The sequence below is a fragment of the Agriterribacter sp. genome, assembly GCF_035445465.1.
Classification (GTDB): Bacteria; Bacteroidota; Bacteroidia; order Chitinophagales; family Chitinophagaceae; genus Agriterribacter.
The window spans coordinates 1-24,208 of sequence record NZ_DAOMQT010000047.1 but is presented as its reverse complement, the minus strand read 5'-3'; the positions used below and the strand labels follow the sequence as shown (position 1 = coordinate 24,208).

The window sequence follows — 24,208 nt, the reverse complement described above, 5'->3', positions numbered from 1 at the left end:
GTGGCAAATGTGAAATGAACAGCAGGTGAAAATCATAAATCAATAAACTTGTCCGCCGGGGCGGATCAGCAATCATAAATAACGCTTTATGTTTAAAAATTATTTCAAAACCGCCTGGCGGAATGTAATGAAGCATAAAACTTTTTCCTTCATTAATATTTTTGGCTTAACCATTGGATTGGCAAGCTTCCTGCTGATCGCCTTATATATTTTTGATGAGCTTACGTTTGACCGTTTTCATAAAAGTGCAGAAAACATTTATCGTGTTATAGAAACCAAAACAACACCTGAAGGAAAACAAACCAAAAGCGCAGGCGCGGGGTTCCAGGTTTCCGAAAAGCCCAAAACCGACTTCCCCGAAGTAAAAGATGCTGCCCGGCTGACCGCTTTAGGAAGGGTGAATGTGTCTACCACTGAAAATACCAACGTGTTTTATGAAACGTATACGCTGGCAAACCAGGGGTTTTTAAACACTTTCAGTTTTGAACTGTTGGAAGGCGACCGGCACACCGCATTAACTGCCCCTCATTCTGTAATTGTAACAGAGGAAGCCGCTCAAAAATTATTCAGCATTACCCATGTAATTGGCAAGATGATAAAGAATGACAGGGACAAACAGCTTTTTAAGATCACTGCCGTCTTAAAAAATTTCCCCGTTAATTCCCACCTCTCCTTTAACCTGCTTTTTTCTGAATCAAGCATTACTGATGATGATTTCAGGCAGTTTATAAGCTCAGATTGGAATTCCGGCGCTTTTGCAAGTTATTTATTATTAGATGGCAAAGCCGATGCGTATAAGGTTGAAACAAAAATAAACCAGTTGACTGCCGCCGGTAAAAACAATGAACCCGGGATTAAAAGACAGTATACACTTCAACCTTTAAAAGACATTCATTTTTATTCCAATGATATTGAAGGCTATTCCGGCAGAAAAGGTAATATTTCATATGTATATGTTTTTTGCATCATTGCATTGTTCGTTTTACTCATCGCCTGTATCAACTACATGAACTTAACTACTGCACGCTTTGCCAGCAGGGCAAAAGAAATAGCCGTACGAAAAGTAGCAGGTGCTTCAAGGATGAGACTTACGGGGCAATTCCTTGCGGAAGCATTTTTATTGACCACCGTTGCACTGCTGCTTGCATTGATACTGGTTAAGTTGCTGTTGCCTTCTTTTAATGCATTCACAGAAAAACAATTAACGCTTAACAATCAAACCGACTTTCGCATTTATGCAGGCGTTTTTATAATCTTTATCATCACAGGGTTACTGTCGGGCATGTATCCTGCACTGTTTCAATCGGCTGCCAAACCCCTTTTATTGCTTAAGAACAAGGTCAATATTGGCAAAGGAAATCTTTCCATGCGGCGTTCGCTGGTCGTTTTCCAGTTTGCGCTTTCCATTATTATGATCATTGCCACCATTGTGGTTTACCTGCAAATGAAATATGTAAACACAAAGGATATGGGCTTTAACAAAGAACAATTGCTTGTGGTGGATATCAACAGCGGGAAGATCAGGCAGAGCGCCGAAGCCATTAAAGCTTCCTTTGCAGCATTGGCACAGGTAAAAAACGTTTCGGTTAGTTCAAGAGTACCGGGCGAATGGAAAGACCTTCCCAGAATAAAAGTAAAGAATGAAAAAATACAAACGCCTGAAGGTGATGACATGTATTTCATTGGTGTGGATGATCAGTTCTTAGAAACTTTCCGGATAGATTTATTGCAGGGAAGAAATTTTGCTGCCGGCAGTGTTGCCGATTCTTCGGCAGTGCTGATCAACGAAACGGCAGCCAAAGCATTGGGCATCACCCGGCCTTCAGAACAACGGATTGAAATACCATTGGATCAGCCATTCAAAGCAAGCGTAATTGGTATAGTGAAGGATTTTAATTTCCAGTCGTTGCGTGAGCCGCTTGCGCCTATGGTATTGGGCTTTCAAAAAAATCCCGTTCAGCCTATTGATTACTTTACCGTAAAAGTAACAACAGGTAATATGAGCGAAACGCTTAAGCAAATGGATGCTGTTCTTCATGGCTTTGATCAGAACCACCTGTTCGAATATCATTTCTTAGATAAGCAGTGGGAGTTGTTTTACCGTGATGACAAGGTAAGAGAGGCCATCTTTCTTATTGTTGCCATCCTCACCATTGTAATTGCATGCCTGGGCTTGTTTGGCTTAGCCACTTACGCAGCCGAACAACGTATCAAAGAGATCGGTATCCGCAAAGTATTTGGGGCAAGCGTTAGCAGCATTGTAAACATGCTGTCGGTCGATTTTTTAAAGTTGGTTTGTATTGCCGCCGCAATTGCCTTTCCTGTTGCGTGGCTGACAATGAACAAATGGCTGGCCGATTTCGCCTATCGTATCCACATTAGCTGGTGGATATTTGTGATAGCGGGTATAACAGCATTCCTGATCGCCCTGTTTACCATCAGCTTCCAGGCGATCAAAGCAGCGGTGGTAAGCCCGGTGAAGTCACTCCGCACGGAGTAAAACAAATGTGGAAAATGTGATGAATATGGAGATGTGAAAATGTGGCAATTTGAAAATAAGGCGGTACGTACGTGACGAAAAGAGCGTCAGACCGCGGGATAAATGTGAGAAATTAATTCGCGCCGGGGGGGGCCTCACAACCGTGGTGGGCTAGCTACGAAACCCTGGTGCTAACAATTTGCCGGGGTCTCACCCTGCCCATAGTTGCCGTACTGTGAAGACCCCGTCGGGAAGAAAAGTTTATAAAAATGTGCAACTGTGAAGCCCGGTCATGTATCAGGAGTTTGTCCCATGTGTTTTTTAAAAGCAGTAGTGAAACTGTTCCTGTTGTTAAAACCACTTTCCTCTGCAAGCGCCTGCAGGGTGAGGAGTTTTCCTGCTCCTGATTTTATGAGGATACAGGCATGGCGGACGCGCTGGAAATTAATAAAATCATTGAAATGCTGTTTGTGCTCCTGATGTATTACAGCAGATAATAAATAAGGCTGATACCCGGTTGCGATGGAGAGGTCACGCATGGAATAACCTTTCTGGAGATACGCATGATCTTCAACCAAAACCTCATCTATCTTTAGGGCTATTTCCTTAATTTTTTCTTCCGAAAGATATTCCAGTAATTTCGGAATATGACTGGTTTCCTGGTGAATATCATTATTAGAAGTTATGTCTTTACTTGCCAGAAAGTCCTGACCAGGTGTTTGATCTTTTGCTGCATTTCCGGTCAAAGAAGTAGAAGTCCGTTCCTCTCCTATGTCCGCTGCATTTTCCCTTTTTATATGCCGGGAAGAATCAGGATATGAGATGATAAGCCCCCTGAGTCCATAAAGGATTTCCGGACTAAAGAATAGCAAAACGATCTGAACAAATACGCCGGCAGATATTGAAGTGTGGATTATGATGAAATTATAGGGACTGGCGCCGATAAAAAAATTAAGGTAGAAAGGTAAAAAATAGAAAGCCTGTAGCACACATGTAATAACAAACCACCTGATAATAGCCCTGTTCTCTTTAAGCAATACATTAAACTGTCTGATCCGGCTGGTGCAATAAAGCATCCTGATCTGCAATACCCAATAGGTTGTCATCAGCAGGGTTCTGACTATTACCCAGTTGATAGAAGGTGTGATCCAGCCGTTCTGCAAGCTCTGACCTCTGTCAGGCATTTGCATTTCCCTGGTTGCCATCGCTATTTTTTCCGGACCCGGCAAAAGGAAAACAGGAAGATAGTCAATAGTATATAGCAATGCAGGTATAAAATGAACAAGGTCAAATGCCTTGAATACTTTGGGTTTCAATATTGATCTGAAGTAAAAAAAAGATAGCGGCATGATCATAAGACCAATTACGTTTCCGGTACGAAAAAGATGGTACCACGGCACATCTTTCATCATCTGGGTATACACAAGAAAAACAATAAAATTGCCACCGCAGGCGGTAAAGAAATAGAGGGATAACAGTTTGTTCTGCTTATTCTGTTTCCCGCTGTATTTCCATAATATTGCTGAAATTAAGAGGCATATTACTATGCCTGCTGAATAAACCCAATTGGATAAGTTAAATGTTTCCGGCATTGTAGTGATCATTTTCCAAATACAACACTTATTTATGTACTAACGGTAACCCCACCGGCGAAAGGCCTATACCAGGCGTCCGCCAGGAATGGTACGGAAGAGGGCAGGAAAAGAGCCAGCGCGATTGTCCGGATGAATCATTCAGGCGACAACGACCTTTAGTCGTGCCGGGATGAGGTTATTCTCCTGCGCCATCCTGCTCTTCTTCAACAACAGGGGGAACAGTATAAGCAACCGAAGCCTCACGTGCAGCACGTTTTTGGGCCGGGGTTAGCGGCTGGATCCATGAATTATCATAAGGTTGGAAACAGGGTTTAGCCAACAGTTCCTGTAAGGAAACTTTACCGTCTATGTACCGGCATAAAGCAGTAAATGCCTGCCTGTTCTCTTTTTTTAAGATCAGCAAACTGGCATTGGTACCTGCTTTCGCAGCAATGGGCACGCCTCCGCCCAGCTCGGCCCAATGGCCGCCCAGCAACAGGTTTTTTACCGGCGTTTGGTAATGGGCTATCCTGCTTTGCATGTTCTTTCGTCCGGGTTTTGCTCCCATCATCGTTCCGTTCTTATTACCGGTATAACGGTAATGGGTAACCGGTGTTGCCACTTCATAAAACAATATATGCGATCGCAGCCCGGGAGCTACCAGCGCTTCTACCCTTCCAATAATAATTTCAGCGATTTCTTTTTTTAATGTTTTATAGGCTTCTCCCCGGATGTAATTGCCCTGCTCATCCCGCGTAGTACACCAGTTATTGCTGTAATCCATCAGCGCCGGCATAAATAAAGTAAGTGAGCCATGTCCTTCCGGCACCATCGTCTTATCTCTCACAGATGGCGCCAGTATGCTGATTTCGGTGGTAGCAGGATCGCCGGTATGATGACTGTCGTATGACTGTCTCTCATCTGCAACATGTATCATCTCTTCACCAAAGCCCAATTCCTCTGCGCTGCAATTAAGAGCAATGGAAATGGTTACAGATGAAGTATACAATTCAGCATGCTGCAGTTTACTTTTCAGTTTTACAGGAACAGCATTGGCCGGCAACATCTTTTCATACAGGGTTTCAATATCACATGCGGCAATTACATACTTGCTGCTGAGCTGCTGTAATTTACCTTTATGTACAAACGCCACCCCGGTAGCAGTATTTTCACGCACTATAATTTCCTTAACGCTGCATTGCGTGCACACCACGTTATTATAAAATTCAACTACATGCTGCAACCATTGGGGTATTACCTGCCCGCCTCCTTTTGGCGGACACTGGAAATCGTTGGCATACGACCAGCCTATAGGAACCATGCAACCAATTAGTTCGGTTTCCGAGGCAAAAATGCTGTGCAGCTTCTCATCTTTAAAGAATCGTTTTAATCCCTTCTTTAAACCCTTTTCCCCACTGTATGAAATAAAAGGAATAAAAGGCAGGATCACCTTAAGCACCTTTAACTTGTTTTGCAATTTTTCTGAAAAAGACATGGTTTCTTCCGATCTGAATATCTGGTTCAGATTGTTAAGTGAGTTCCCTATTTTTTGGGCTTTGAAAAAAAAACGTTCAATTCCTTCTTTTTCATTTGGGAATTCTGCACTCAACTGATCCCTTAATTCATCAGGATTATTGGTAAGGAGGTAATTATAACCACTGCCCTTATATCGCCGGGTGTGCTCCAGGGTAATAGCTTTTGGATGATCATTACCCAGCACATCAAAAAGTTTGGTAACCATCCCTTCCGGGCCATACTGGTTCAGCCAGTGAATGGCGGTATCAAAAATAAAATCTTTTCTCCTGAAACCGGCTAAGTATCCGCCCACATGCGGCTCTTTTTCCAGTACACAAACCGAAAGTCCTGCCTTGCTTAATAAAGCCGCAGCAGTTAATCCGCCTATGCCGGCGCCTATGATTACCACATCATAATGCGTCTCCAGTTTTTTCATGGCAGGAAATTACTAAACAGATTTCAATTGTATGTTTTAATTATTCCTTTTTGAGCAGATTTCAAATTTACAGGCACAAAAGCCATGCTTTACGGCGGCATTCATTTTCATTGTTCTATTACCACCACTGCCGTTGCCATGCTTTTAACATGCGATAATGAAACGTGTATCCTTACTGCGCCGACTGTAACGGCAGTTTCTCCAAGCAATTGCAGTTCCGGCTTACCGTTTCCGGTATTAATAATTTCCACTTCATGAAAAGCTGTTCCGTTTTTCCACCCGGTGCCCATCGCTTTAAAAAATGCTTCCTTGGCTGCAAACCTTGCGGCGTAATGCTGGTATTTATTCGTCTTTGACTCACAATACGCTATTTCATTTTTTGAAAAAACCAGTTCCCTGAAGCCCTTTTCTTTTTCAATGGCCTTTGCTATCCTGCCGGTTTCAACAATATCTGTTCCGATACCCGTTACCATTTTATTGCAATTTCTTTTGAATATCGGCTATTTGCTGCCGGATATAGGCTTCTTCCTGCTTTGTAGCGATCTCTTTTGTTAATGCCTGCTCATAATATTGTATGGCACGGTCAAATTGTTCACGCTTAAAACAATAATCACCCGCAAGTACATACGTATGATAAAACTGCGGGTTGCTGGCTACTAAGCTATCTGTATCTACTTCTCCCCCTTCGGCTATACGATGCCTGTATTGCCTGTACTTTTCAAAATGCTTATATTGCTGCGTCAGTAAAAAAGTATCTGCGGCAACGGTAAGCGCTGAGTTATATATTTCCCTGTTTTCCTGTAGTCCGTGCAGGGCAAAGATCTTATTAAGATCGTAGGCTACAAACTCACCTAACTGCCAGGGAGATGTGGACACCCATACCAGTAATTTTTTTGGCTCAAATACAATGGCGTGATGTGCTATTAGCTGGTTCAGCGCCTTTTCATTTCCCATACCAATATTGGCATCGTGCAATCCTTTCCTGTCTCTTAATATACTTACGGTATTTTGCACAGTATTTTTTCCTTTCTCCTGTAACAATTCCTGCAGTCTTTTATACCGGTAAGCCGAAGCGCTTTCATTGATCTGTTTAATATTGGGTTCCGTTCCCGCCAGTGCTTTGCTTTGAAAATGATTGGCACAAAGAATGTGGTCTGACTTTGGATCATACACATCTAAGGTATCGGGCGTTTTTTCAATGATCACGGCCTTATTGTCTGCCGCCGATCCAACCAAAAAAGATTCGGATACGAACATGGTGCGCTGATGCGCTATAGCAATGGCTTCATCAATAGTAGCGGCATACTGCAATATTTCCCTTGCCACCAGTGAAACCGGTGTGGCAGAGCCGGAAGGTATACTGCTTTTAGCAGCGTTAATGGTTACGGTAAGTCCTTTTTCATTCATGCCCGACACTACGCCTATAAAGCCGCCCCATGTAACGCTCATGAACTTGTAACCCTGCGAAGGATTTTCAAAAAGGATGATCTTGTTTTTGGCGAAATCATCACCCACATAAAAATCAAAGTTCCGGCCAATGATCATCGCGCTGTCTTCCGAGGCCGTATCCCAGGTACCGAAGGAGGTACATCCTACTAAGGCCATGTTCTGTAACGCATGACCAATATCGTGTGCTGCATGGTAATTGAGTATGCGCTGGTAGTTGGTACCTATATATCCATATGCATCTGAAGCTGATTCCGATATGCCGTATATTTCCTGCTTATATTCATCAATGATATGCTTATCCAGGTTGCGGTTGAACCAGCCGATCACGTATTTTAAAAAGTGCAGGTAAAAAGTAGAAGGGATCATTTTGCTGATCTGTGCGCTGAAATAATCTTCCTGCGATACCAGCAATTCTCTGGAAAGCTTGCCATTCACTACTCCCCTTTCAAAAGCATCACCTTCCACATATAATTCAAACAAACCGGATGCGCTTTTTTTCAGCCAGTTGTTGCCAAGCGTATAAAAACCGTTGCCATGATCTTTACGCTGCCATTGCAGGCTGTCGGCATCCGTAATAACAGGCGGATCCGTTTTGCTTACATATACCACGTATGCGAAACCGCAAAGCAATATCAGCATGAATACGCCCATACTGTACAACAGCCATTTTCCAATTTTTCTAACGCTACGCATTTCTTATTTTTTCAACTACGTTTTCGTTACCCAGTAATGACACACAGGTTAACAGTGCGCTTATGGATGAACCCAATACCCCGTGAATATTTATATTTTGCCCGGTAAGGAACAGGTTCCGCACTTTGGTGCGGGGTGATATAAATGTTTTTAAAGGATCTTTATAATCTTTGGCTATACCGTATAAAGAGCCGTCATAATTGCCTATATAATCCCTGTAGGAAAGCGGCGTGGAAGTAGTATAGGACTGAATACAATTCCGTAGCCCCGGAAATTTTTCTTCCACGCAATCTAACAATATTTCGGCTTTATATTTTTTAAACGCGTTGTAAGTTGTTCCGCGGTCGTTTTCGGCAGAAACCGTATTAAAGGTATGCTGCCAGGGCGCCACCTCATCATAGCGCATATACGTAAATATGGTCATGGCATCTGCGTAGGTACCGGTTTTAGCCGAAGGAGGGAAAAAAAGCGCATACCCCAAAGGCCAATTGTCTTCGGTATAATCTGCCAGGTTCCATATTTCACCTGCTTTATGATAATAATAATTGTGCCTGAAATATTTAAAGCTGCCTTTCTTTAATACAATATGTATTAAAAAGGAAGAAATGGTGTGCGGAAGATTACGTATGCGTTTACGGTATATGTTTTTAATAACTTCCGCGTTGGTGATCTCCATTGTTTTTGCGGGATGGATATTGGAAATGAACTGATCCGCGTAATACCTCGCGCCATTGGCGGCTTCGGCGTAAACAGCCTTGCCGGCTTCGGTTACGATCTTTATTACTTCACAGTTCCTGATAATTTCACCACCATTGCCCCTGATGTTCCCGGCAAGGATCTTTCCAATCTGGGACCCCCCGTTAATGCATTTCCAGGAACTTTCAATATAACTGTTAATAATAAGCGCATGGATGTAAAACGGCGTTTCATCCGGACGGCCCACATAAAGGGCGTTATTACCAACCAGCACCGCCTGCAGCTTTGTGTTACGGGTTAAAGATGTAATAACGGAATGGGTATCTAAGGTCAGCACATCCGCCTTCTCTTCATACAACCCGTTCGTTCTTAAATTATACAAAGGGAACTTATCGCAGGTTTCTTTTATTTTATCACAATAATTGCGGATCGCGGTTTCTTCCCCCGGAAAATCATCTGCCAGGCGCTTTATAAAATTCTCATATCCCTGTGCCTGCCGGTATGCTTTCTGATCATTGCTGATGATAATTTTATCGAAGGCATCCTCATCCATCCGCTGCAGCTTCAGCTTATCCATTACACCCAGGTATTTGAATATCTGGTACAGGTTTTGTCCTTTATCTAATCCGCCAATATAGTGAACGCCCGAATCGAATATCTCTTTTTCACGCGAAAAAGTTTGCAGGCTGCCGCCAATCTGTTTGTTTTTTTCGAGCACGCATACCCGGTAGCCTTCCCTGCTGAGTATGCCACCGCATACCAGCCCGCCGATACCGCTCCCTATGATCACTATGTCAAACCTGTTCATTGTACGTCATTGCGGTTTTGAATTACAAAAATAACATTAGATGTATACTTCGTTTCATCAATTTTACGGCATTCCATATGGTGCGCTGCCGCAGTTTCGTAAATCATGCTGCCGGATAAAAAAGACAAACCGGATGCAGTGGTTTTATTAAACCCAAACAGCTTTGTTGAAAAAAATTCGGTCAGCCGGGTACCTTTATGTTTGGCTTCAAGATCCCTGTCGCCATCCCTTATAATAAGCGTTCCCCCCGCATGTAAGCTGTTCAGGCATTGGCCAATGATTTGCTTTTGCTGTTCAGGGGTAAGATAATGCAACATATCGGCAATGATGATACTGTCATATTGCTCAAAAGCAAAATCCAGTACATCCGCATACTTAAAACCAATCCGTTCATTCCTGCTGAAACAATGATTGGCAACAATCGTTTTTTCCGCATCATAATCAATACCCGTAATGATCCTTCCGGGCGCCGCAAAATGCAGCATATACGACATAAAGCCATAGCCGCAGCCGATATCCAGCACTTTACCCCGTAAAGGCACTAACCGGTGAAACTGCAGGTAATCCTTTTCCAGCTTTACCTTTACCCGCATGTACCATTCTAATACCGGGCCTTTATAAATATAATTATAAAACAATTGTTCCCTGAACCAGGACGGCACTTCCACCGATGCCCGTAATTTTTCATATTCAGCCCTGAAATAGCTCCCCACCTGCTTAGCCCTTTCACTGTAGCTGTTACCATAGCTTTTATCATCCGGCTTTATGCGGGGTAAAAACTGAACCGTTATTTTGCCATCCTTTACCAGCATATCTTTCTTTGTCATCGTGTAGCCGGTACCGTGAATAACCACGGGTAATACATCTAAATGCAGTTGCTCCGCAAGATAAAAGGCGCCTTTATGAAATCTCTTTATTTTACCATCCGGCGAACGGGTACCTTCGGGGAATATAACAACAGAATAACCCTTCTTCACTTTTTCCCGCATTTGTTCAATACTGTTCTCCGCTCCCGCCGATGCAGAATAATAATCCGCCATGCGAACCACCGCACCCGAAACCGGCGCATGCCTTACCCTGTCGTTGGTAAGCAATATCAGCTTTGGATATTGCATCATCAGTATAAAATTATCTAACCCCGACTGGTGATTGCAGATGATAACAGCAGGGTTTGAAAAATTCTCGCCCAACGGGTTTATGATCATTTTCTTTACATTACCCATAATATAAATGAGCGATCCCGAAAACCGGGCAATAGCAACATGGAAAAGATAGCTGCCTTTTTCTTTATTAAAAGGATTACATTTTATAAGAATAAAACCAATGACAGCCAGGATAATGCTGCCGCCAATGAACCACACATGGGCAAACATAGATTTGCAGAGTCCAAAAAAAGTCCACGGAAATAATTGCTGCTGTGTTCTGTTCCTGATCAGCACTGAAAATAAAAAAGGAATACATACCTGCGCCACCAGCACCACGCATAGTATACCAATAACGGAAATCATGGCAATAGACCGCAGCGCCGGGTGTTGGGCAAATATGAGCACACCAAGCCCCACGGTAGCGGTAATGGCCGAAAGCAGGATGGATGATTTAAAAGAAGAAAGATTTTTTTTGCCGGTTTTATATTCCTGCAGCAAACCGTCCATTATAAAAATACTGTAATCATCGCCCAACCCAAAAATAAGGGTAGACACAATAATGTTAATAATATTGAACTTAATGCCCGCTATACCCATGATGCCCAATATCCATATCCAGCTCACCAGCATCGGCAAAAAAGCCATCAGCGCCAGCTCTATTCTTCCATACGTTATTAGCAAAACAAAAAATACGAGTAAAGAAGTTATGAGCGCAATATTGGTAAAGTCTGCATTAATAAGCTCCACAAATTTACCTGTGAGGTATTGCTTATCTAATATGGTAGCGCCGGGTTTGTTTTCAAAGGCATCATATACCGCCGCTTTGCTTTGTGCCGGCACTTTCAGCAGGGTTACCACCGTTGCCTTTCCGGGCGCTTCGGAAATATAATCATCCAGCAGGGTCTTGCGCACAGCGGCCATCGCGGCACTGTCGGTAACATCAAAATACTTGTTGAGCAATAGTGCAAACCGGTTAAAAGCCGTGGCACTGTATCCTAACGCAGCGCCTTCCTGTTCCGTCACCGATAATAGCTGCCGCTTTTTTTCCGGGGTCCAGTAATTATTCCATCGTGCAATCCTTTGTCGTTGCAGGGTATCGGAAATGAGCAGGGATGATACCCCGGAATATTTAGAGATAATATCCTTTGCCTTAAACGCTTCTATCTCCTTTGCCAGCTTTTCATTAAGCACCAGCGCTTCATCCAGTGTTTTTCCTTCGGCAACAAGATAAACCGACTGCAGCGCGGCTTCATTGATGCTGTTCAGCTTCGCTTCCGCTTTTTTCAGATCATCCGGCATGAAGTTCATATTGTTCAGCTCTGTTTCAAAGCCCACCCGGCCGGAGGTATAGAAAAAAACAAGGGTAAGCACCACTATACCCGTTATAACATACCTGTTGTGATCCGGGCGAAGCGCCGCTATCCTGTCTATCCAGGAATACCGGGTTGCTATTGGCGCTTCCTCTTTCTTTTGCGCGGAAAGAAAATGCGGCAAAAAGATCAATGAACAAAGAGAAGCGCCGATAAGACTAAATCCCGCAAAAAGACCCAGGTCTTTGAGCATATCTGATGCCGCAAAGTTTAAGCAAAAGAAACCGCCTATAGTGGTAATGCCGCCCAGTGTAAGCGGAAAAGCCAGGTCGCCGATCACTTTTTGCATATTGCCGGTATGGCGGTAATGATTAAATACATGCAGCGAATAGTTTACGGCAATGCCTAAAATAACCGACCCGGTGCCAATAGCGATCACCGAAATACTTTCCCGTATAAAATATACCGCCATTAAAGCAAACAGGGCACCGAACACAACGGGGATCATTATTAATATGGGGGCAGCTACCCGCTTAAAATAAAACCCGATAAACAGGATCAAAAAAATAATGGTAGCCGTTTGCGTAAATAAAGTATCTTTTTCCAGCTGGGCGGCGTTACCTGCCGATACCGCTGTAGCACCAAAATACGAAGCGCTTATTGCAGGGAAAGCAGTGGTTGTTTGGGAAACAATCAGGCTGTCTAATCCCTTTAGAAATAAAGCGTTCTTCCCGGTATTATTGGGCGGATATTGCGGCGTTATAAAAAGTAAAAGATTTTTATGGTCTTTGGTTATTACGGCATTATCATACAATTCAAAATTTTCATCGTACTGGAGTTGTTGCAGCTTCTTTAGCGCGATAAATGAAATGCCCACCGGATCATTGCTGATCATATTCTTAAATGCCAGCCCGGCCGGAGCGCTTAATGTTTGTATATTTCGCGCCAAGGTTTGTTTTACCGCATCCGGGGCAGTAAGACTGTCAATAGTGTGGTAGTCATTTTCGGTAAGATAAACGGGCAGATGTGCATTAATAACATCAAACATCGCCATCGTTACTTCATCATCTACCTTATAGCTGATTTTGCTGATATAGGGCGAAAGTTTTTCCTGTAGCTGCGCTGCAAAGTCATCCCCAAAGGCCACAAGGCTGTCGGGTTCGGCTACTGCCGTGTCTTTGAAGGAAACCATTACTACCAGCTTATCCATGAATTTGGAGTGCCGGAAAACATAATTCAGCTTTTCAACCTTTTCATCGCGGGGAAGTATTTTAGCAATATCTTCTTCAAACTTTAGCCGGGCTGCAAAGAAGGCCGATATAATTAAACAAATGGAAAAGAGCAGGTACAGTTGCCATCTGCGTTTTTGGAAATAACGGTATATGCCGGCAAAAATCTTCTCCATATAGATCACTGAATTAAACTGCCGTACTTGTTTTTTTACTAAAAAACGCAAGCAGCGCCCATGTTACCAGCCCGCATATGATACCGGAAACCAGCGCCAGGGTAATGCCGCCATAAAGATATTGCTGAAAATTGTTCTTTACGGATTCGAAAGTAAGGTTACTGGAAAAGGTCAGATCGCCACCCCCGTTTTGCATCCATACCGCGCCTGTTTTGTAGCTAAAAAAAATGATCAGGGGTATCAGGGGTGGTACACTGATGTTGGCTGCTATAATAACCAGCGCCTTGTTTAGCTTTAATATTATAGATAAAAAAATAGCAGTAACTAATTGAAAGCCCCATACCGGCATAATGCCCATGCATATGCCTAATGCAACAGAAAAGGCTTTTATGTAATGCGGCTCATTTACATTCAATACCTGCTCCCTGAAAAACACTTCCCAGTTTCTCTTTTTAAACAACAGCCTGATAAAGTTGCGCGGCCTGATATACAAAAAAGCGATCAGCACCAGCAGGGTATTCAGCAGGCTTATCCTCAAAAAATCCCTGAAGGGCCTGAAATGCGATACCCGCTTTTCTTTCGGCGCATAGTATACCGAAACCGAAACAGCCGTTATGGCAATTCCCTTCCAGGCCGCCCGCACCAGCACTTCAATTTCAAACTCGTATTTGCGGGTAAAAAAGCGCATTTCCTTCATTAAAGCTACCGGGTAAAGCCGGTAACCCGATTGGGTATCGGGCGCACTGATGCCCGTTTCTATTTTAAACCAAAAATTGGAGAACTTATACCCGAAGCTGCTTTTTCCCGGAACAGAAGACTGATCCATATTGCGGGCGCCTATAATAATGGCATTCTGCGCTTCCTTTAGCTTATCTGTAAATACAGGTAAGTCTTTGGCAAAATGCTGGCCATCCGAATCAATGGTTATGGCATGTGTATAACCCGATTCAACTGCTTTTTCAAAACCTTTCCGTAATGCACATCCCTTTCCTCTATTTTTTGAATAACTGACAATGTCAATATGTGGTAAAGATGCTAAGATTAAAGCAGTATCATCGGTAGAACCGTCGTTTACCACTATAATATTGTGCGTATAAGCCGCCACATCTGCAATTACAGCAGGCAGTGTATCTGCATTGTTGTAAGTAGGGATAATTACACAGGTACGATACTGGTTGAAAAGGTTACTCAGAGATGCTTTATCACTCATTTAAAATATGGTAAGATTTAGATTGCCGGCGCAAAGATAAATATTTACAATTGCCGGCGCTGCAGCTCTTTTTTGATCAGTCCTAATTCCCTGCCAGTATGCCCCGCCACCGAACTGTTTTCCTGCGCCCTGCGCATAAGGTAAGGTACCACATCCTTAATAGGGCCGAAAGGAAGGTATTTGTTAACCGAACAACCTGCTTTGGCAAGATTAAACGTAATATGATCGCTCATGCCGTACAGTTGTGAAAAATGCACATGCGGGTGATACAACGGCAACCCTTTTTGCTGAAGCAATTGGGTAGCATGCAAGTTACTGTACTCATTATGCGTAGCTATTATAACAGCAATCTTATCTATATGATCAATACAAAATGAAACAGCATCATTGTAATCCCGGTCAGTAGCCGTTTTATCGGACTGTATGGGTGAAGGGTAATCTATTTTAGCCGCCCGGTTTCTTTCTTTTTCCATATAGGCGCCCCGCACGAGCTTAACACCAAGAATAAAATGGCGCAGTTCGGCAGCTTCAAGCGAATCTTTCAAAAATTTCAGCCTGTCGTGGCGGTAAAGCTGGATCGTATTATACACCACCACTTTCGAAAGGTTAAACCGCTCCATCATTAAAATTGTAATCACATCAACCGGATCCTGTATCCAGGTTTCTTCTGCGTCAACCAATACGCCAATTCCTTTCTCGGCTGCTGTTTCGCAAATCTTTCCCATTCTCTTTTGCACATTTTGCCATTCGGCACGCTCTTCATCACTTAACGATGCAACGGCGTTGGTATATCTTTTCATCAGGGAACCCTGCTGGTCTGAAACGGAAGAGTCTAATTTTTCCAGCAATCCCCTTCTTGCAAAACCTGTAACCTTAATGCTTATGAACGGAATGTTGGACTGCGTTGCGGCATACTGTATCACCCTTATAAATTCTTCCATGGAATGATCAAAAGCCGTTTCATCATTTTCCCCTCCTTCCACACCATAATCAAGAATAACACGCACATTATACTCGCCCAGCTTTTTTGCTACAGCCGCTGTTTCTTCTAATGTTTCGCCACCCACAAACTGTTCAAAAATAGTATGCCGGATCAGCCCTTTCACCGGGAGGCCGGCCTTTAAAACCCAGGGCGTTATGCGGGTACCCCACCGCACCAGCAACGGGGATCCCATAGACGAAAAAAGGAATTTCGCCTTTTTTAATGCTTTATCCGTTTTGTATGCAAAAGCATTTTCCGTATTATCAAATGAAATGGGGACGATGGCGTCCATACCTGAGCTATTTGCTCCAAATGTAAGTAAGGAAAATCAGGTAACAGAATTTTTCACTATTTGTCACTCATTCTTACCTGCGCGCCCTCCTTTCCCTTATTAGTTTCTTTATCTTGCAACTTTGCAAGCATTATATGGAAATTACACACACCAGTATTTACAAGTTCAGCATTCCCATGCATCCTTTTACGATTGCCACCGGAACGATGCATTTTGCCCAGAACGTTTTTATAAGGATCCACACCAGCGAGGGAATATACGGCGTGGGTGAATGCTCGGCTTTTCCTATGATCGTTGGCGAAACACAGGCAACCTGCTTTGAAATGGCAAAGGATTTTGCTTTATTATGGAAAAACAAAGACCCGCTGAATATACCGGAACGCATGAATGAATTGCATGCATATACCGCTTACAACAGCACCATCAAAAGCGCTTTCGATATGGCTTTATACGATATAAGCGCGAAAGCGGCAGGTAAACCCCTGTACGCTTTTCTGGGCGGAGAGAAAAAAAGCATGGAAACGGATCTTACGATTGGCATTGATACCCCGCAAGCGATGGCGGAAAAAGCGGTTGAATTCAAAAACAGGGGTGTGCGCATACTTAAAATAAAATTAGGCACAAAACCGCAGGAAGATATAGAACGCGTAAAGCAGATACGGGAAGCCATAGGCAATACCTTACAGTTACGTATAGATGCTAACCAGGGATGGACCTGCGAAGAAGCCCAGCTGGTACTAACTGCCGTCAGCCCATACAACATTGAGTTTTGTGAGCAGCCTATGCGCAGGTACAATGATCATCTTCTTCCGGAACTCAACCGCAACTCCCCTGTTCCCATTATGGCCGATGAAAGTGTTTTTGACCATCATGATGCCGGAAGAATTATAAAAAGCAAAGCCTGCAGCTATGTAAATATCAAGTTCGCCAAGAGCGGCGGTATCCTTGAAGCCTTAAAGATAAATGAGGTATGCAGCAGCCATCATATACCCTGTATGATGGGCGGCATGCTCGAAAGCCGTATTGCACTTACTGCGTTTGCGCATTTTGCTGCGGCTGCCACCAATATAAAATTTTACGATATGGATACCTGTATGATCGGACACAAGCTCGATCCTGTAACAGGAGGCGTAACCTATAATAATTTCTTCGTGGAACTGCCGGATGCCATTGGAATAGGCGCAGACGCGGAGGAAGCGTTTTTACTTGCCAATGAGCATACCGCTGTTTAAACCTGTTTATATTTGCTAAAAACACCGAACTGTAACCCATGAATAAAATAACCTTTTTCCTTTGCTTGTTAGCCGGTATTACCATAACAAAACTTATTGCGCAAAACAATCCTCCCGGAGAAGAAAATATAGAAGACAGTACCAAAATATATATTAAGCAATCCGCAAATGCCATAAATGGGGAGATCACCTATAAATCGCCTGTTTTTTTTGCCTTTAGCGAGAAACAGGAAAAGCTGGTCATTCAGCTCAACACTACTTCATTAAAAGATCATATTGAGATTACTTTTTTAGCAACGGATCTGAGATGCAATAACCAGGGAGAGGGTATAGAAATATTGATGAATGACGGTCATACTCCGCTGCTGGTAAACTACCTTCCTTCTAACTGCCGGAACATGCAGGCAGCCATTATATTAACGCCAAAAGTACCTCCACAGCATTTTAGCACCAGTCAGTCGGAAACCATGTTCTTCGGCTTTTTCCGCATCATGTCTTTCACACTCATTGGCGAAAAAACAATGATCAGGTATCGCCTGGATGAGCAAAGCGCTGAAAAGTTCCGCATAGCCTATAAATGCTTTGAAAAATTTGCAGGGCTATGGGAGTAATCTTTTTTGAAAAGCTTTACATCCGCTCTGGAGCAACCAGGCCTTTCTCCGGTAAATCAAAAATCTCTTTCATATTCAATATTTACACAATGCAACTTTATTTTTCCCCATCCGGCAGCAGAAAGCATTAGTGGAATGATATTTTATGTATATTGTTTTATAAAGAAGCCGGCCATGATGAAAATACTTATTATCCTGTTAATAGCAGCCCTCCCTGTAACCGGGTTTTGCCAGTCAAATGGTAAACAGGTTATTAAAATAGCGGGTATCAGCCTGGAGCAACTGATCAGAGGTTTTTTGGATGCAGGGTATTCCATTGAAAAAAGTGAAGCGTCCATGAGCGTTATTGTAACGCATTTAAAAGAAGCCCAAAAATCGAATGTAGCTACACAAATCAAAGCAAAGATCAAGGATGGTAATGTATTATTATCGGGTGAATATATTGAATCCGGAAAAGACCAAAACCCTTCTCCTATCACCGATGCGGGCGTTCCGGGAAGTCCGTGCAGCGAATCATGGAATATGATGCACGACTTTGCACAATCTTTTAAAAAACCATTGGAGATCCAGTGATTCAGGAGAGCAGCTATCGGTAGTGCTATGTTGAAACGTGAGAAGTGAGGGGAGTAAATGGTGAATAGTTTATCGTTTCATGGGGTGAGCGGTGAAACGATAAAGCTTAGACATGAATAGTTTCACTTGTATTAACTATCGTCTCACGGGGGCTGTGCTGAATTCACTACCCACAAATTCCAAACGCTAAACTTAATAGCCCTTAACCATAAATACACATTCCTCTATCTTCTTCACCTGCTGGGTTCTGTCAATATTTTTTATAGCGGAAGCAGATGGCAATTTAATATGCAGGTTACTGCTGTCTTTTTTTAATCCGTCCAATGCTCTAAAAATATTTCTTGATTTTATAGCAAAAACAACCCCGTCGGCGCTGGTTTGACGCGTACTTAATACGCCGATCACTTCCCCATCCTTATTAATAACGGGCCCCCCGCTGTTTCCGGGATTAGCGGAAATAGATATCTGGCAGGTAAGCGTATCGCCGTTAAACCCTGTTTTGGCGCTGAGGTAGCCTTCGCCATACACGATCTCTTCCCTGGGATAGCCTAAAGTAAAGACGGGCTCGGCAAGATCAACAACAGACTTCTTATTAATGAAATAGGGCAAAGCGCTCAGAGGCTTATACAGGCTGTCGCTGATTTTGAGGATGGCAATGTCTAAGCTATCATCCGAAAATATGGTTACGGCGCTCAGCTCCACACCGGATTTACTTTGCACGGTAACTTTTTCTGCTTTGTTCACCACATGGGCATTGGTTACCAGGTAACCTTTAGCATCAATCAAAAAACCTGTTCCTCCAAACTTTGCAGGAACGCCGGGGATTTCGATCTTATTCTTTACATCGGTCAATTCCCGGCGGGTGTGATTCTGATTCTTTTCTAAGAGGTCGATCTTTCGTCCCAGGTTCTCAATTTGTGCCTTATCTGTTTTGGGTGTTAATGAGGTAATCATACCGCTTATAATTAAAGCAGTGATTCCTGCAATTGAAGCTGCAACGGCTATTGTTTTCTTATACCTGTTCCACAGGTAAACCAGTTTCCGGCTTCCGCGAGGTTGCTTTATTTTTCCTTCCGCGGCTAATTTATTATGGATCTCATCCAATGAAGCGCGGTATTGCCTGTCCTGCTCAAACCGCTCCATCTGATTAATAAAGAAATGATGCTCCACCACCAACTGGTCAACATCGGGATGGGTTCTGCGCAATTCCTGGAACAATATCTTTTCTTCCTCCGACAAATCTCCCTGGAGGTAACGTTCCACCATTTCTAATAAACGAACATCATTCATTTGTTACCATTTTTATATTGTGCAAAAAATAGCTTTCGTAACCGAACCAGGCATTTATATTTCTGATTCTTGGCATTATCCGAATTTGTATATCCGAAATGCGCTGCTATCTCCTGCATATTTTGCTTCCGGATGTAATAAGCTTCAAGTATGCTTTTGCAGGGCTCGCCTATATGGGTCATAGCAAATTCCATCATTCCAAACTCATTATTCCTTTTTTCATGCATCCCAATATCATCTTCCACATATACTGTTTCTTCAAATCCGTTGGATTGCATCTCATACCGGCTATTCTTTTGCAATCTTTTGAGCCACAACCGTTTACTAACAGAATACAAATAGGTTTTAACCTGGCAGTTTAACTCAAACTCCGCTGATTTCGACTTTTCATACAGTACGATCAAAGCTTCCTGAAAAATATCCTTGGCATCCTCTTCCGATCCGTTGTTATTCAGAATCAGATTTTGAATAACTCCGTAATGATCACTGTATATCGTTTCAATGGCGTTTTTATCGTTGACCGACAGCCCCCTGATCAATGCTTGTTCCTTAAGGTTACTATTCACTAAGCGTATATTAATACTGTAATGCCATAATTGGTAACCCAAAATTGGGTAAAAATTAATTTAAAAAAAACCGGGTTACCTTTTTTTCACTTCCGTATTAAAGATAGATTTCATTATCAAACTATTCAAAAACATTAAGAATGAAAAAGTTACTCGTTATTCTGGCTATAGGCGCTTTTGCAGCCTGCAACAATGCAAGTGAATCTACTGAAGCTACTGTAGACAGTCTGAAAACTGCTGCTGAAGTTACTGCAGACAGCATTAAAGCTGATGCCGGCGCTGCTGTTGATTCTCTGCAGAATGCTACTGACGCTGCCGTTGACTCTGCAAAAGAAGCGGTTAAGCAATAAGCGACCGAATTTTTTTTATATGGCAAGCAATCGTTGAGGCCACTCCTGTTCAGGGGTGGCACTTTTTTTTATAAAAATTAGGGCTAAATATTTGTTTATTTATTTTTAGTCTTACCTTTGCCCCGCAATGAACAAAACAAAAGCATACGGTTTTTTTTATTTTTATTTCTACTTTACCGGCAGACCGGGATTGCTTTTGTTGAAAAATAACTAAAACTTAAAGAATTCAGCATAAACAGTCCCGGCTTAAAACCGGGATTTTTTTGTGACTTTTTGAAATCAGATTATATAAATACGATATGAGTGATCCTGTTAATATACCCGAAATAAAAGCCCTGGCTAACAAAGATAATGTTATTACAACCGGACAGGCAAAACAGGCAGATCCGGAAGAAGGTACAGCGGTAGCTGTTGCCATACAGGGCTATGAAGGCAGCTTTCACCAGGTGGCAGCACAGCATTTCTTTGGCAAAAAAACAGGTGTAATTTGTTGTGCTACTTTTGGGGATGTGGTTAAAAAAGCGCTGAATAAAAAAGAAAGTGACGGAGGCGTAATGGCAATTGAAAATTCCATTGCCGGAAGTATTCTGCCCAACTATAACCTGTTACAAAAAAGCAAGCTTAAAGTTGTTGGTGAAATATACCTGCAAATCAGGCAAAACTTACTGGTAAATCCCGGTATAGCATTAGAGGACATCAAAGAAGTTCATTCGCATCCCATGGCTATCCAGCAATGCCTCGAATACCTGGATCAGTATAACTGGAAGCTGGTTGAAACCGAGGATACGGCATTAAGCGCAAAACATATTCACCAGCATAAAAGCAAGCATATTGCAGCCATTGCCAGCACACTGGCTGCTGATTTGTATAACCTCAATGTGCTGGCGCCCGACATTCATACCTTAACAAATAACTATACCCGCTTTTTAATATTGCAGCACGAAGACCTGGCGGAGGTAATTGAAAATGCCAATAAAGCTTCTGTTAGCTTTCATACCGATCATTCAAGGGGTAGCTTAGCCAAAGTGCTTACTACCATAGCCGAAGGGCAGATCAACCTCAGTAAATTACAAAGCTCTCCTATCCCCGGATCCGATTTCCGGTATTCTTTTCATGCCGATATGGAATTTGATTCGCTGCACCAGTTTTACCAGGTAATAAAAGATATGAAAGCCCTCACAGAGGATGTAAAAATTTACGGGGTATACCGCAAAGGGAAACATTATACATAAACCAACTTATAACTTATTTACAACTTATTACTTACCACTTACCACTTACTACTTACTACTATCATGATCTCCACAGCAAAACGATTAGAAGGCATTGGTGAATACTATTTCTCTCAGAAGCTGAGAGCAATAGATGAATTGAACCGGCAGGGTAAACAAATCATTAACCTCGGTATAGGGAGTCCGGATATGCCTCCCCACCCGGATGTAATAAAAACATTACAGGAAGAAAGCGCTAAACCCAATGTTCATGCTTACCAGAACTATAAAGGCTCGCCCGTTTTACGCGAAGCCATTGCGGCGTGGTATACAACCTGGTACAACATCACATTAAACGCCGGTACGGAAATATTGCCGCTCATAGGCAGCAAAGAAGGTATCATGCACATTTGCATGACCTACATCAATGAAGGAGACGATGTGTATGTACCCAATCCCGGCTACCCTACCTACAGGAGCGCTGCCAGATTGGCCGGCGGCCATATAGTAGAATATACACTGGAAGAAAAAAACAACTGGCTGCCCGATCTTGAAGCGCTTGCAAAACAAATTGCCGGTTCAAAAAAGCAGCAGTCTGCCCGTTTGCTCTTTGTAAATTATCCGCATATGCCTACAGGGCAGTTGCCAACGCATTCCTTTTTTGAATCCCTGGTGGCGTTTGCAAAAGCAAATAATGTTTTAATCGTGCATGATAATCCTTACAGCTTTATCCTGAATGATCACCCGGAAAGTATTTTAAGCGTAGCAGGTGCTAAAGACGTTGCCGTTGAATTGAATTCATTAAGCAAATCGCAGAACATGGCCGGCTGGCGTGTGGGGATGTTGTGCGGCGCCCAAGAAAGAATTGATGAAGTGCTGCGCTTTAAAAGTAATATGGACAGTGGCATGTTTTTACCGGTACAGCTGGCGGCAGCAAAGGCTTTAACACTTGGGCAGGATTGGTACGACAGTTTGAATACAATGTATAGAAACCGGAGAGAGAAAGTATTTGCTTTGCTGCAATTGCTTGATTGCTCCTTTTCGGTGCAGCAGGCAGGCATGTTTGTATGGGCTAAAATCCCCGCATCATATAAAGATGGTTACGCATTAAGCGATGAAGTGTTGCATAACGCCGGAGTATTTATAACGCCGGGAGGGATTTTTGGAGACGCCGGCAATCATTATATAAGAGTTAGCCTCTGTTGTACGGAGCAAAAAATACAGGAAAGTATAGAAAGAGTAAAAGCATCACTGAAAGGAAAAAAATAAACAATGTTCGATACCATTACTATTGTAGGTGTAGGCCTGATCAGCGGTTCATTTAGTATGATCTTAAAAGAAAAAGGATTGGTAAAACATGTAATTGGTGTAAGCCGCACAGCGCAGAGCATTAACAAAGCGCTCGAATTAGGCATCATTGACGAGGCCCTGCCATTGGAAGAGGCGGTAAAGAAAAGCAGCCTTATTTATGTAGCCATACCGGTAGACGCCACCATACCTGTAATACAGGCAATAATGGACCTGGTGAATGAAGAGCAAATAGTAGTAGATGCAGGATCAACCAAACAGGCGCTTTGCGAAGCGTTGGCCAACCATCCTATGCGCAGGCGTTTTGTTGCCACGCATCCTATGTGGGGAACAGAATACAGCGGGCCGGAAGCCGCAGTTCGGGATGCATTTGCAGGCCGGGTTTGTGTAATTTGTGAAAAGGAAAAAAGCGATCCCGATGCGGTAGATACCGTGGAAAAGATATATAAGCTACTGGGTATGCATGTTACCTATATGGATGCAGATGCGCATGATATGCACGCCGCGTATGTTAGTCATATTTCACATATCACGTCTTTTGCACTGGCAAATACGGTATTGGAAAAGGAAAAAGAAGAAAACGCCATTTTTGAACTGGCAGGCGGTGGTTTTGAAAGTACAGTGCGTCTGGCAAAAAGCAACCCTTCCATGTGGCTCCCAATTTTTAAACAAAACCGGGAACATGTATTAGATGTGCTTAACGAGCACATTACCCAGCTAAGAAAGTTCAAAAGCTGCCTCGAAAAGGAAAATTACACCTACCTGCAGGAACTGATGGAAAATGCCAATAAAATAAACCGGATAATTAAATGACAGAAGGTATGAGGTGTAAGGCATAAGGTACATCTCTCTACACCCTATGCCCTAATGCCCTACACCCTATAACTTACACCTGATCCCTAAACAAACGATCGCGGTGCAAAACGGCAAATAATAAGGAGAATCAGCGAAATCGTGTTTATCTTTGCGAAAATTTTTTTAAATATATGATGACATTTGAAGCGTTGGGTTTAGACGAGAGATTGGTACAGGCTACCGATGCTTTGGGATTTAAACAGCCAACCCCTATACAG

The 24,208-nt window shown here is 42.8% G+C and carries 18 protein-coding genes; 8 read left to right on the top strand and 10 right to left on the bottom strand.

The features are described 5' to 3' along the window. Window positions 1-88 precede the first annotated feature (88 nt). Window positions 89-2,500, top strand: a complete 2,412-nt coding sequence (locus PLE34_RS17325) for an ABC transporter permease (RefSeq protein WP_324559010.1) — start codon at window positions 89-91, stop codon at window positions 2,498-2,500. A 269-nt stretch (window positions 2,501-2,769) separates the two neighbouring features. Here the strand turns inward: PLE34_RS17325 and PLE34_RS17320 are convergent, their stop codons facing one another. From PLE34_RS17320 to PLE34_RS17285, 8 genes are all read right to left on the bottom strand, one after another. Continuing rightward, window positions 2,770-4,071, bottom strand: coding sequence for a helix-turn-helix domain-containing protein (locus tag PLE34_RS17320; protein ID WP_324559008.1), 1,302 nt, complete (start codon window positions 4,069-4,071; stop codon window positions 2,770-2,772). A gap of 178 nt (window positions 4,072-4,249) precedes the next feature. Next, window positions 4,250-6,004: a phytoene desaturase family protein gene (locus PLE34_RS17315; RefSeq protein ID WP_324559007.1), complete on the bottom strand. Its 1,755-nt coding sequence runs from the start codon at window positions 6,002-6,004 to the stop codon at window positions 4,250-4,252. 107 nt (window positions 6,005-6,111) lie between these two features. Further along, on the bottom strand, window positions 6,112-6,477 hold the full coding sequence (acpS, locus tag PLE34_RS17310) for a holo-ACP synthase (protein ID WP_324559005.1): 366 nt from the start codon (window positions 6,475-6,477) through the stop codon (window positions 6,112-6,114). Window position 6,478: 1 nt separating this feature from the next. Beyond that, on the bottom strand, window positions 6,479-8,146 hold the full coding sequence (locus tag PLE34_RS17305; RefSeq protein WP_324559003.1) for a C45 family autoproteolytic acyltransferase/hydrolase: 1,668 nt from the start codon (window positions 8,144-8,146) through the stop codon (window positions 6,479-6,481). Next, the gene (locus tag PLE34_RS17300) at window positions 8,139-9,650 is read right to left on the bottom strand and encodes a phytoene desaturase family protein (protein WP_324559001.1); all 1,512 of its coding nucleotides are present in this window, start codon (window positions 9,648-9,650) and stop codon (window positions 8,139-8,141) included. The genes PLE34_RS17305 and PLE34_RS17300 overlap by 8 nt, the downstream gene beginning before the upstream one ends. Continuing rightward, window positions 9,647-13,510 carry a 1-acyl-sn-glycerol-3-phosphate acyltransferase gene (locus PLE34_RS17295; protein ID WP_324558999.1) on the bottom strand — a complete coding sequence of 1,288 codons (3,864 nt, stop codon included), beginning with the start codon at window positions 13,508-13,510 and terminating at the stop codon, window positions 9,647-9,649. The genes PLE34_RS17300 and PLE34_RS17295 overlap by 4 nt, the downstream gene beginning before the upstream one ends. Window positions 13,511-13,523: 13 nt before the next feature. Continuing rightward, entirely contained in the window at window positions 13,524-14,720 is a 1,197-nt protein-coding gene (locus PLE34_RS17290; RefSeq protein WP_324558997.1) for a DUF2062 domain-containing protein, read from the bottom strand. A gap of 44 nt (window positions 14,721-14,764) precedes the next feature. Then, a complete protein-coding gene (locus tag PLE34_RS17285) occupies window positions 14,765-15,994 on the bottom strand; it encodes a proline dehydrogenase family protein (protein WP_324558996.1) in 1,230 nt (409 codons plus the stop codon). A gap of 134 nt (window positions 15,995-16,128) precedes the next feature. On the opposite strand from PLE34_RS17285, the gene PLE34_RS17280 reads away from it, so the two are divergent. The 3 genes from PLE34_RS17280 (at window position 16,129) to PLE34_RS17270 (ending at window position 18,410) form a co-directional block, all read left to right on the top strand. After that, window positions 16,129-17,226, top strand: coding sequence for a mandelate racemase/muconate lactonizing enzyme family protein (locus PLE34_RS17280; RefSeq protein ID WP_324558994.1), 1,098 nt, complete (start codon window positions 16,129-16,131; stop codon window positions 17,224-17,226). A gap of 38 nt (window positions 17,227-17,264) precedes the next feature. Continuing rightward, window positions 17,265-17,837 (top strand): hypothetical protein, encoded by a 573-nt coding sequence (locus PLE34_RS17275; protein WP_324558992.1) that lies wholly within the window; start codon window positions 17,265-17,267, stop codon window positions 17,835-17,837. Between the two features lie 174 nt (window positions 17,838-18,011). After that, window positions 18,012-18,410 carry a hypothetical protein gene (locus tag PLE34_RS17270; protein ID WP_324558990.1) on the top strand — a complete coding sequence of 133 codons (399 nt, stop codon included), beginning with the start codon at window positions 18,012-18,014 and terminating at the stop codon, window positions 18,408-18,410. Window positions 18,411-18,602: 192 nt separating this feature from the next. On the opposite strand, the gene PLE34_RS17265 is transcribed toward PLE34_RS17270, so the two are convergent. Further along, window positions 18,603-19,700, bottom strand: coding sequence for a trypsin-like peptidase domain-containing protein (locus tag PLE34_RS17265; RefSeq protein ID WP_324558989.1), 1,098 nt, complete (start codon window positions 19,698-19,700; stop codon window positions 18,603-18,605). Next, window positions 19,697-20,308: an RNA polymerase sigma factor gene (locus PLE34_RS17260; protein WP_324558987.1), complete on the bottom strand. Its 612-nt coding sequence runs from the start codon at window positions 20,306-20,308 to the stop codon at window positions 19,697-19,699. The genes PLE34_RS17265 and PLE34_RS17260 overlap by 4 nt, the downstream gene beginning before the upstream one ends. Window positions 20,309-20,406: 98 nt before the next feature. Between PLE34_RS17260 and PLE34_RS17255 the strand changes: the two genes are divergently transcribed. The 4 genes from PLE34_RS17255 (at window position 20,407) to PLE34_RS17240 (ending at window position 23,948) form a co-directional block, all read left to right on the top strand. After that, window positions 20,407-20,616 (top strand): hypothetical protein, encoded by a 210-nt coding sequence (locus PLE34_RS17255; RefSeq protein ID WP_324558985.1) that lies wholly within the window; start codon window positions 20,407-20,409, stop codon window positions 20,614-20,616. 299 nt (window positions 20,617-20,915) lie between these two features. Beyond that, a complete protein-coding gene (locus PLE34_RS17250; protein WP_324558984.1) occupies window positions 20,916-21,848 on the top strand; it encodes a prephenate dehydratase in 933 nt (310 codons plus the stop codon). 63 nt (window positions 21,849-21,911) lie between these two features. Next, window positions 21,912-23,096, top strand: a complete 1,185-nt coding sequence (locus tag PLE34_RS17245) for a pyridoxal phosphate-dependent aminotransferase (protein WP_324558982.1) — start codon at window positions 21,912-21,914, stop codon at window positions 23,094-23,096. Window positions 23,097-23,099: 3 nt separating this feature from the next. Then, window positions 23,100-23,948, top strand: coding sequence for a prephenate dehydrogenase (locus PLE34_RS17240; RefSeq protein WP_324558980.1), 849 nt, complete (start codon window positions 23,100-23,102; stop codon window positions 23,946-23,948). Window positions 23,949-24,208 lie beyond the last annotated feature (260 nt).

Excerpts from the sequence above, each read along its gene's own strand:
- PLE34_RS17325 (WP_324559010.1), top strand. The coding sequence starts at position 89 with ATGTTTAAAAATTATTTCAAAACCGCCTGGCGGAATGTAATGAAGCAT.
- PLE34_RS17320 (WP_324559008.1), bottom strand. The coding sequence starts at position 4,071 with ATGCCGGAAACATTTAACTTATCCAATTGGGTTTATTCAGCAGGCATA.
- PLE34_RS17315 (WP_324559007.1), bottom strand. The coding sequence starts at position 6,004 with ATGAAAAAACTGGAGACGCATTATGATGTGGTAATCATAGGCGCCGGC.
- acpS (WP_324559005.1), bottom strand. The coding sequence starts at position 6,477 with ATGGTAACGGGTATCGGAACAGATATTGTTGAAACCGGCAGGATAGCA.
- PLE34_RS17305 (WP_324559003.1), bottom strand. The coding sequence starts at position 8,146 with ATGCGTAGCGTTAGAAAAATTGGAAAATGGCTGTTGTACAGTATGGGC.
- PLE34_RS17300 (WP_324559001.1), bottom strand. The coding sequence starts at position 9,650 with ATGAACAGGTTTGACATAGTGATCATAGGGAGCGGTATCGGCGGGCTG.
- PLE34_RS17295 (WP_324558999.1), bottom strand. The coding sequence starts at position 13,510 with ATGGAGAAGATTTTTGCCGGCATATACCGTTATTTCCAAAAACGCAGA.
- PLE34_RS17290 (WP_324558997.1), bottom strand. The coding sequence starts at position 14,720 with ATGAGTGATAAAGCATCTCTGAGTAACCTTTTCAACCAGTATCGTACC.
- PLE34_RS17285 (WP_324558996.1), bottom strand. The coding sequence starts at position 15,994 with ATGGACGCCATCGTCCCCATTTCATTTGATAATACGGAAAATGCTTTT.
- PLE34_RS17280 (WP_324558994.1), top strand. The coding sequence starts at position 16,129 with ATGGAAATTACACACACCAGTATTTACAAGTTCAGCATTCCCATGCAT.
- PLE34_RS17275 (WP_324558992.1), top strand. The coding sequence starts at position 17,265 with ATGAATAAAATAACCTTTTTCCTTTGCTTGTTAGCCGGTATTACCATA.
- PLE34_RS17270 (WP_324558990.1), top strand. The coding sequence starts at position 18,012 with ATGATGAAAATACTTATTATCCTGTTAATAGCAGCCCTCCCTGTAACC.
- PLE34_RS17265 (WP_324558989.1), bottom strand. The coding sequence starts at position 19,700 with ATGAATGATGTTCGTTTATTAGAAATGGTGGAACGTTACCTCCAGGGA.
- PLE34_RS17255 (WP_324558985.1), top strand. The coding sequence starts at position 20,407 with ATGAAAAAGTTACTCGTTATTCTGGCTATAGGCGCTTTTGCAGCCTGC.
- PLE34_RS17250 (WP_324558984.1), top strand. The coding sequence starts at position 20,916 with ATGAGTGATCCTGTTAATATACCCGAAATAAAAGCCCTGGCTAACAAA.
- PLE34_RS17245 (WP_324558982.1), top strand. The coding sequence starts at position 21,912 with ATGATCTCCACAGCAAAACGATTAGAAGGCATTGGTGAATACTATTTC.
- PLE34_RS17240 (WP_324558980.1), top strand. The coding sequence starts at position 23,100 with ATGTTCGATACCATTACTATTGTAGGTGTAGGCCTGATCAGCGGTTCA.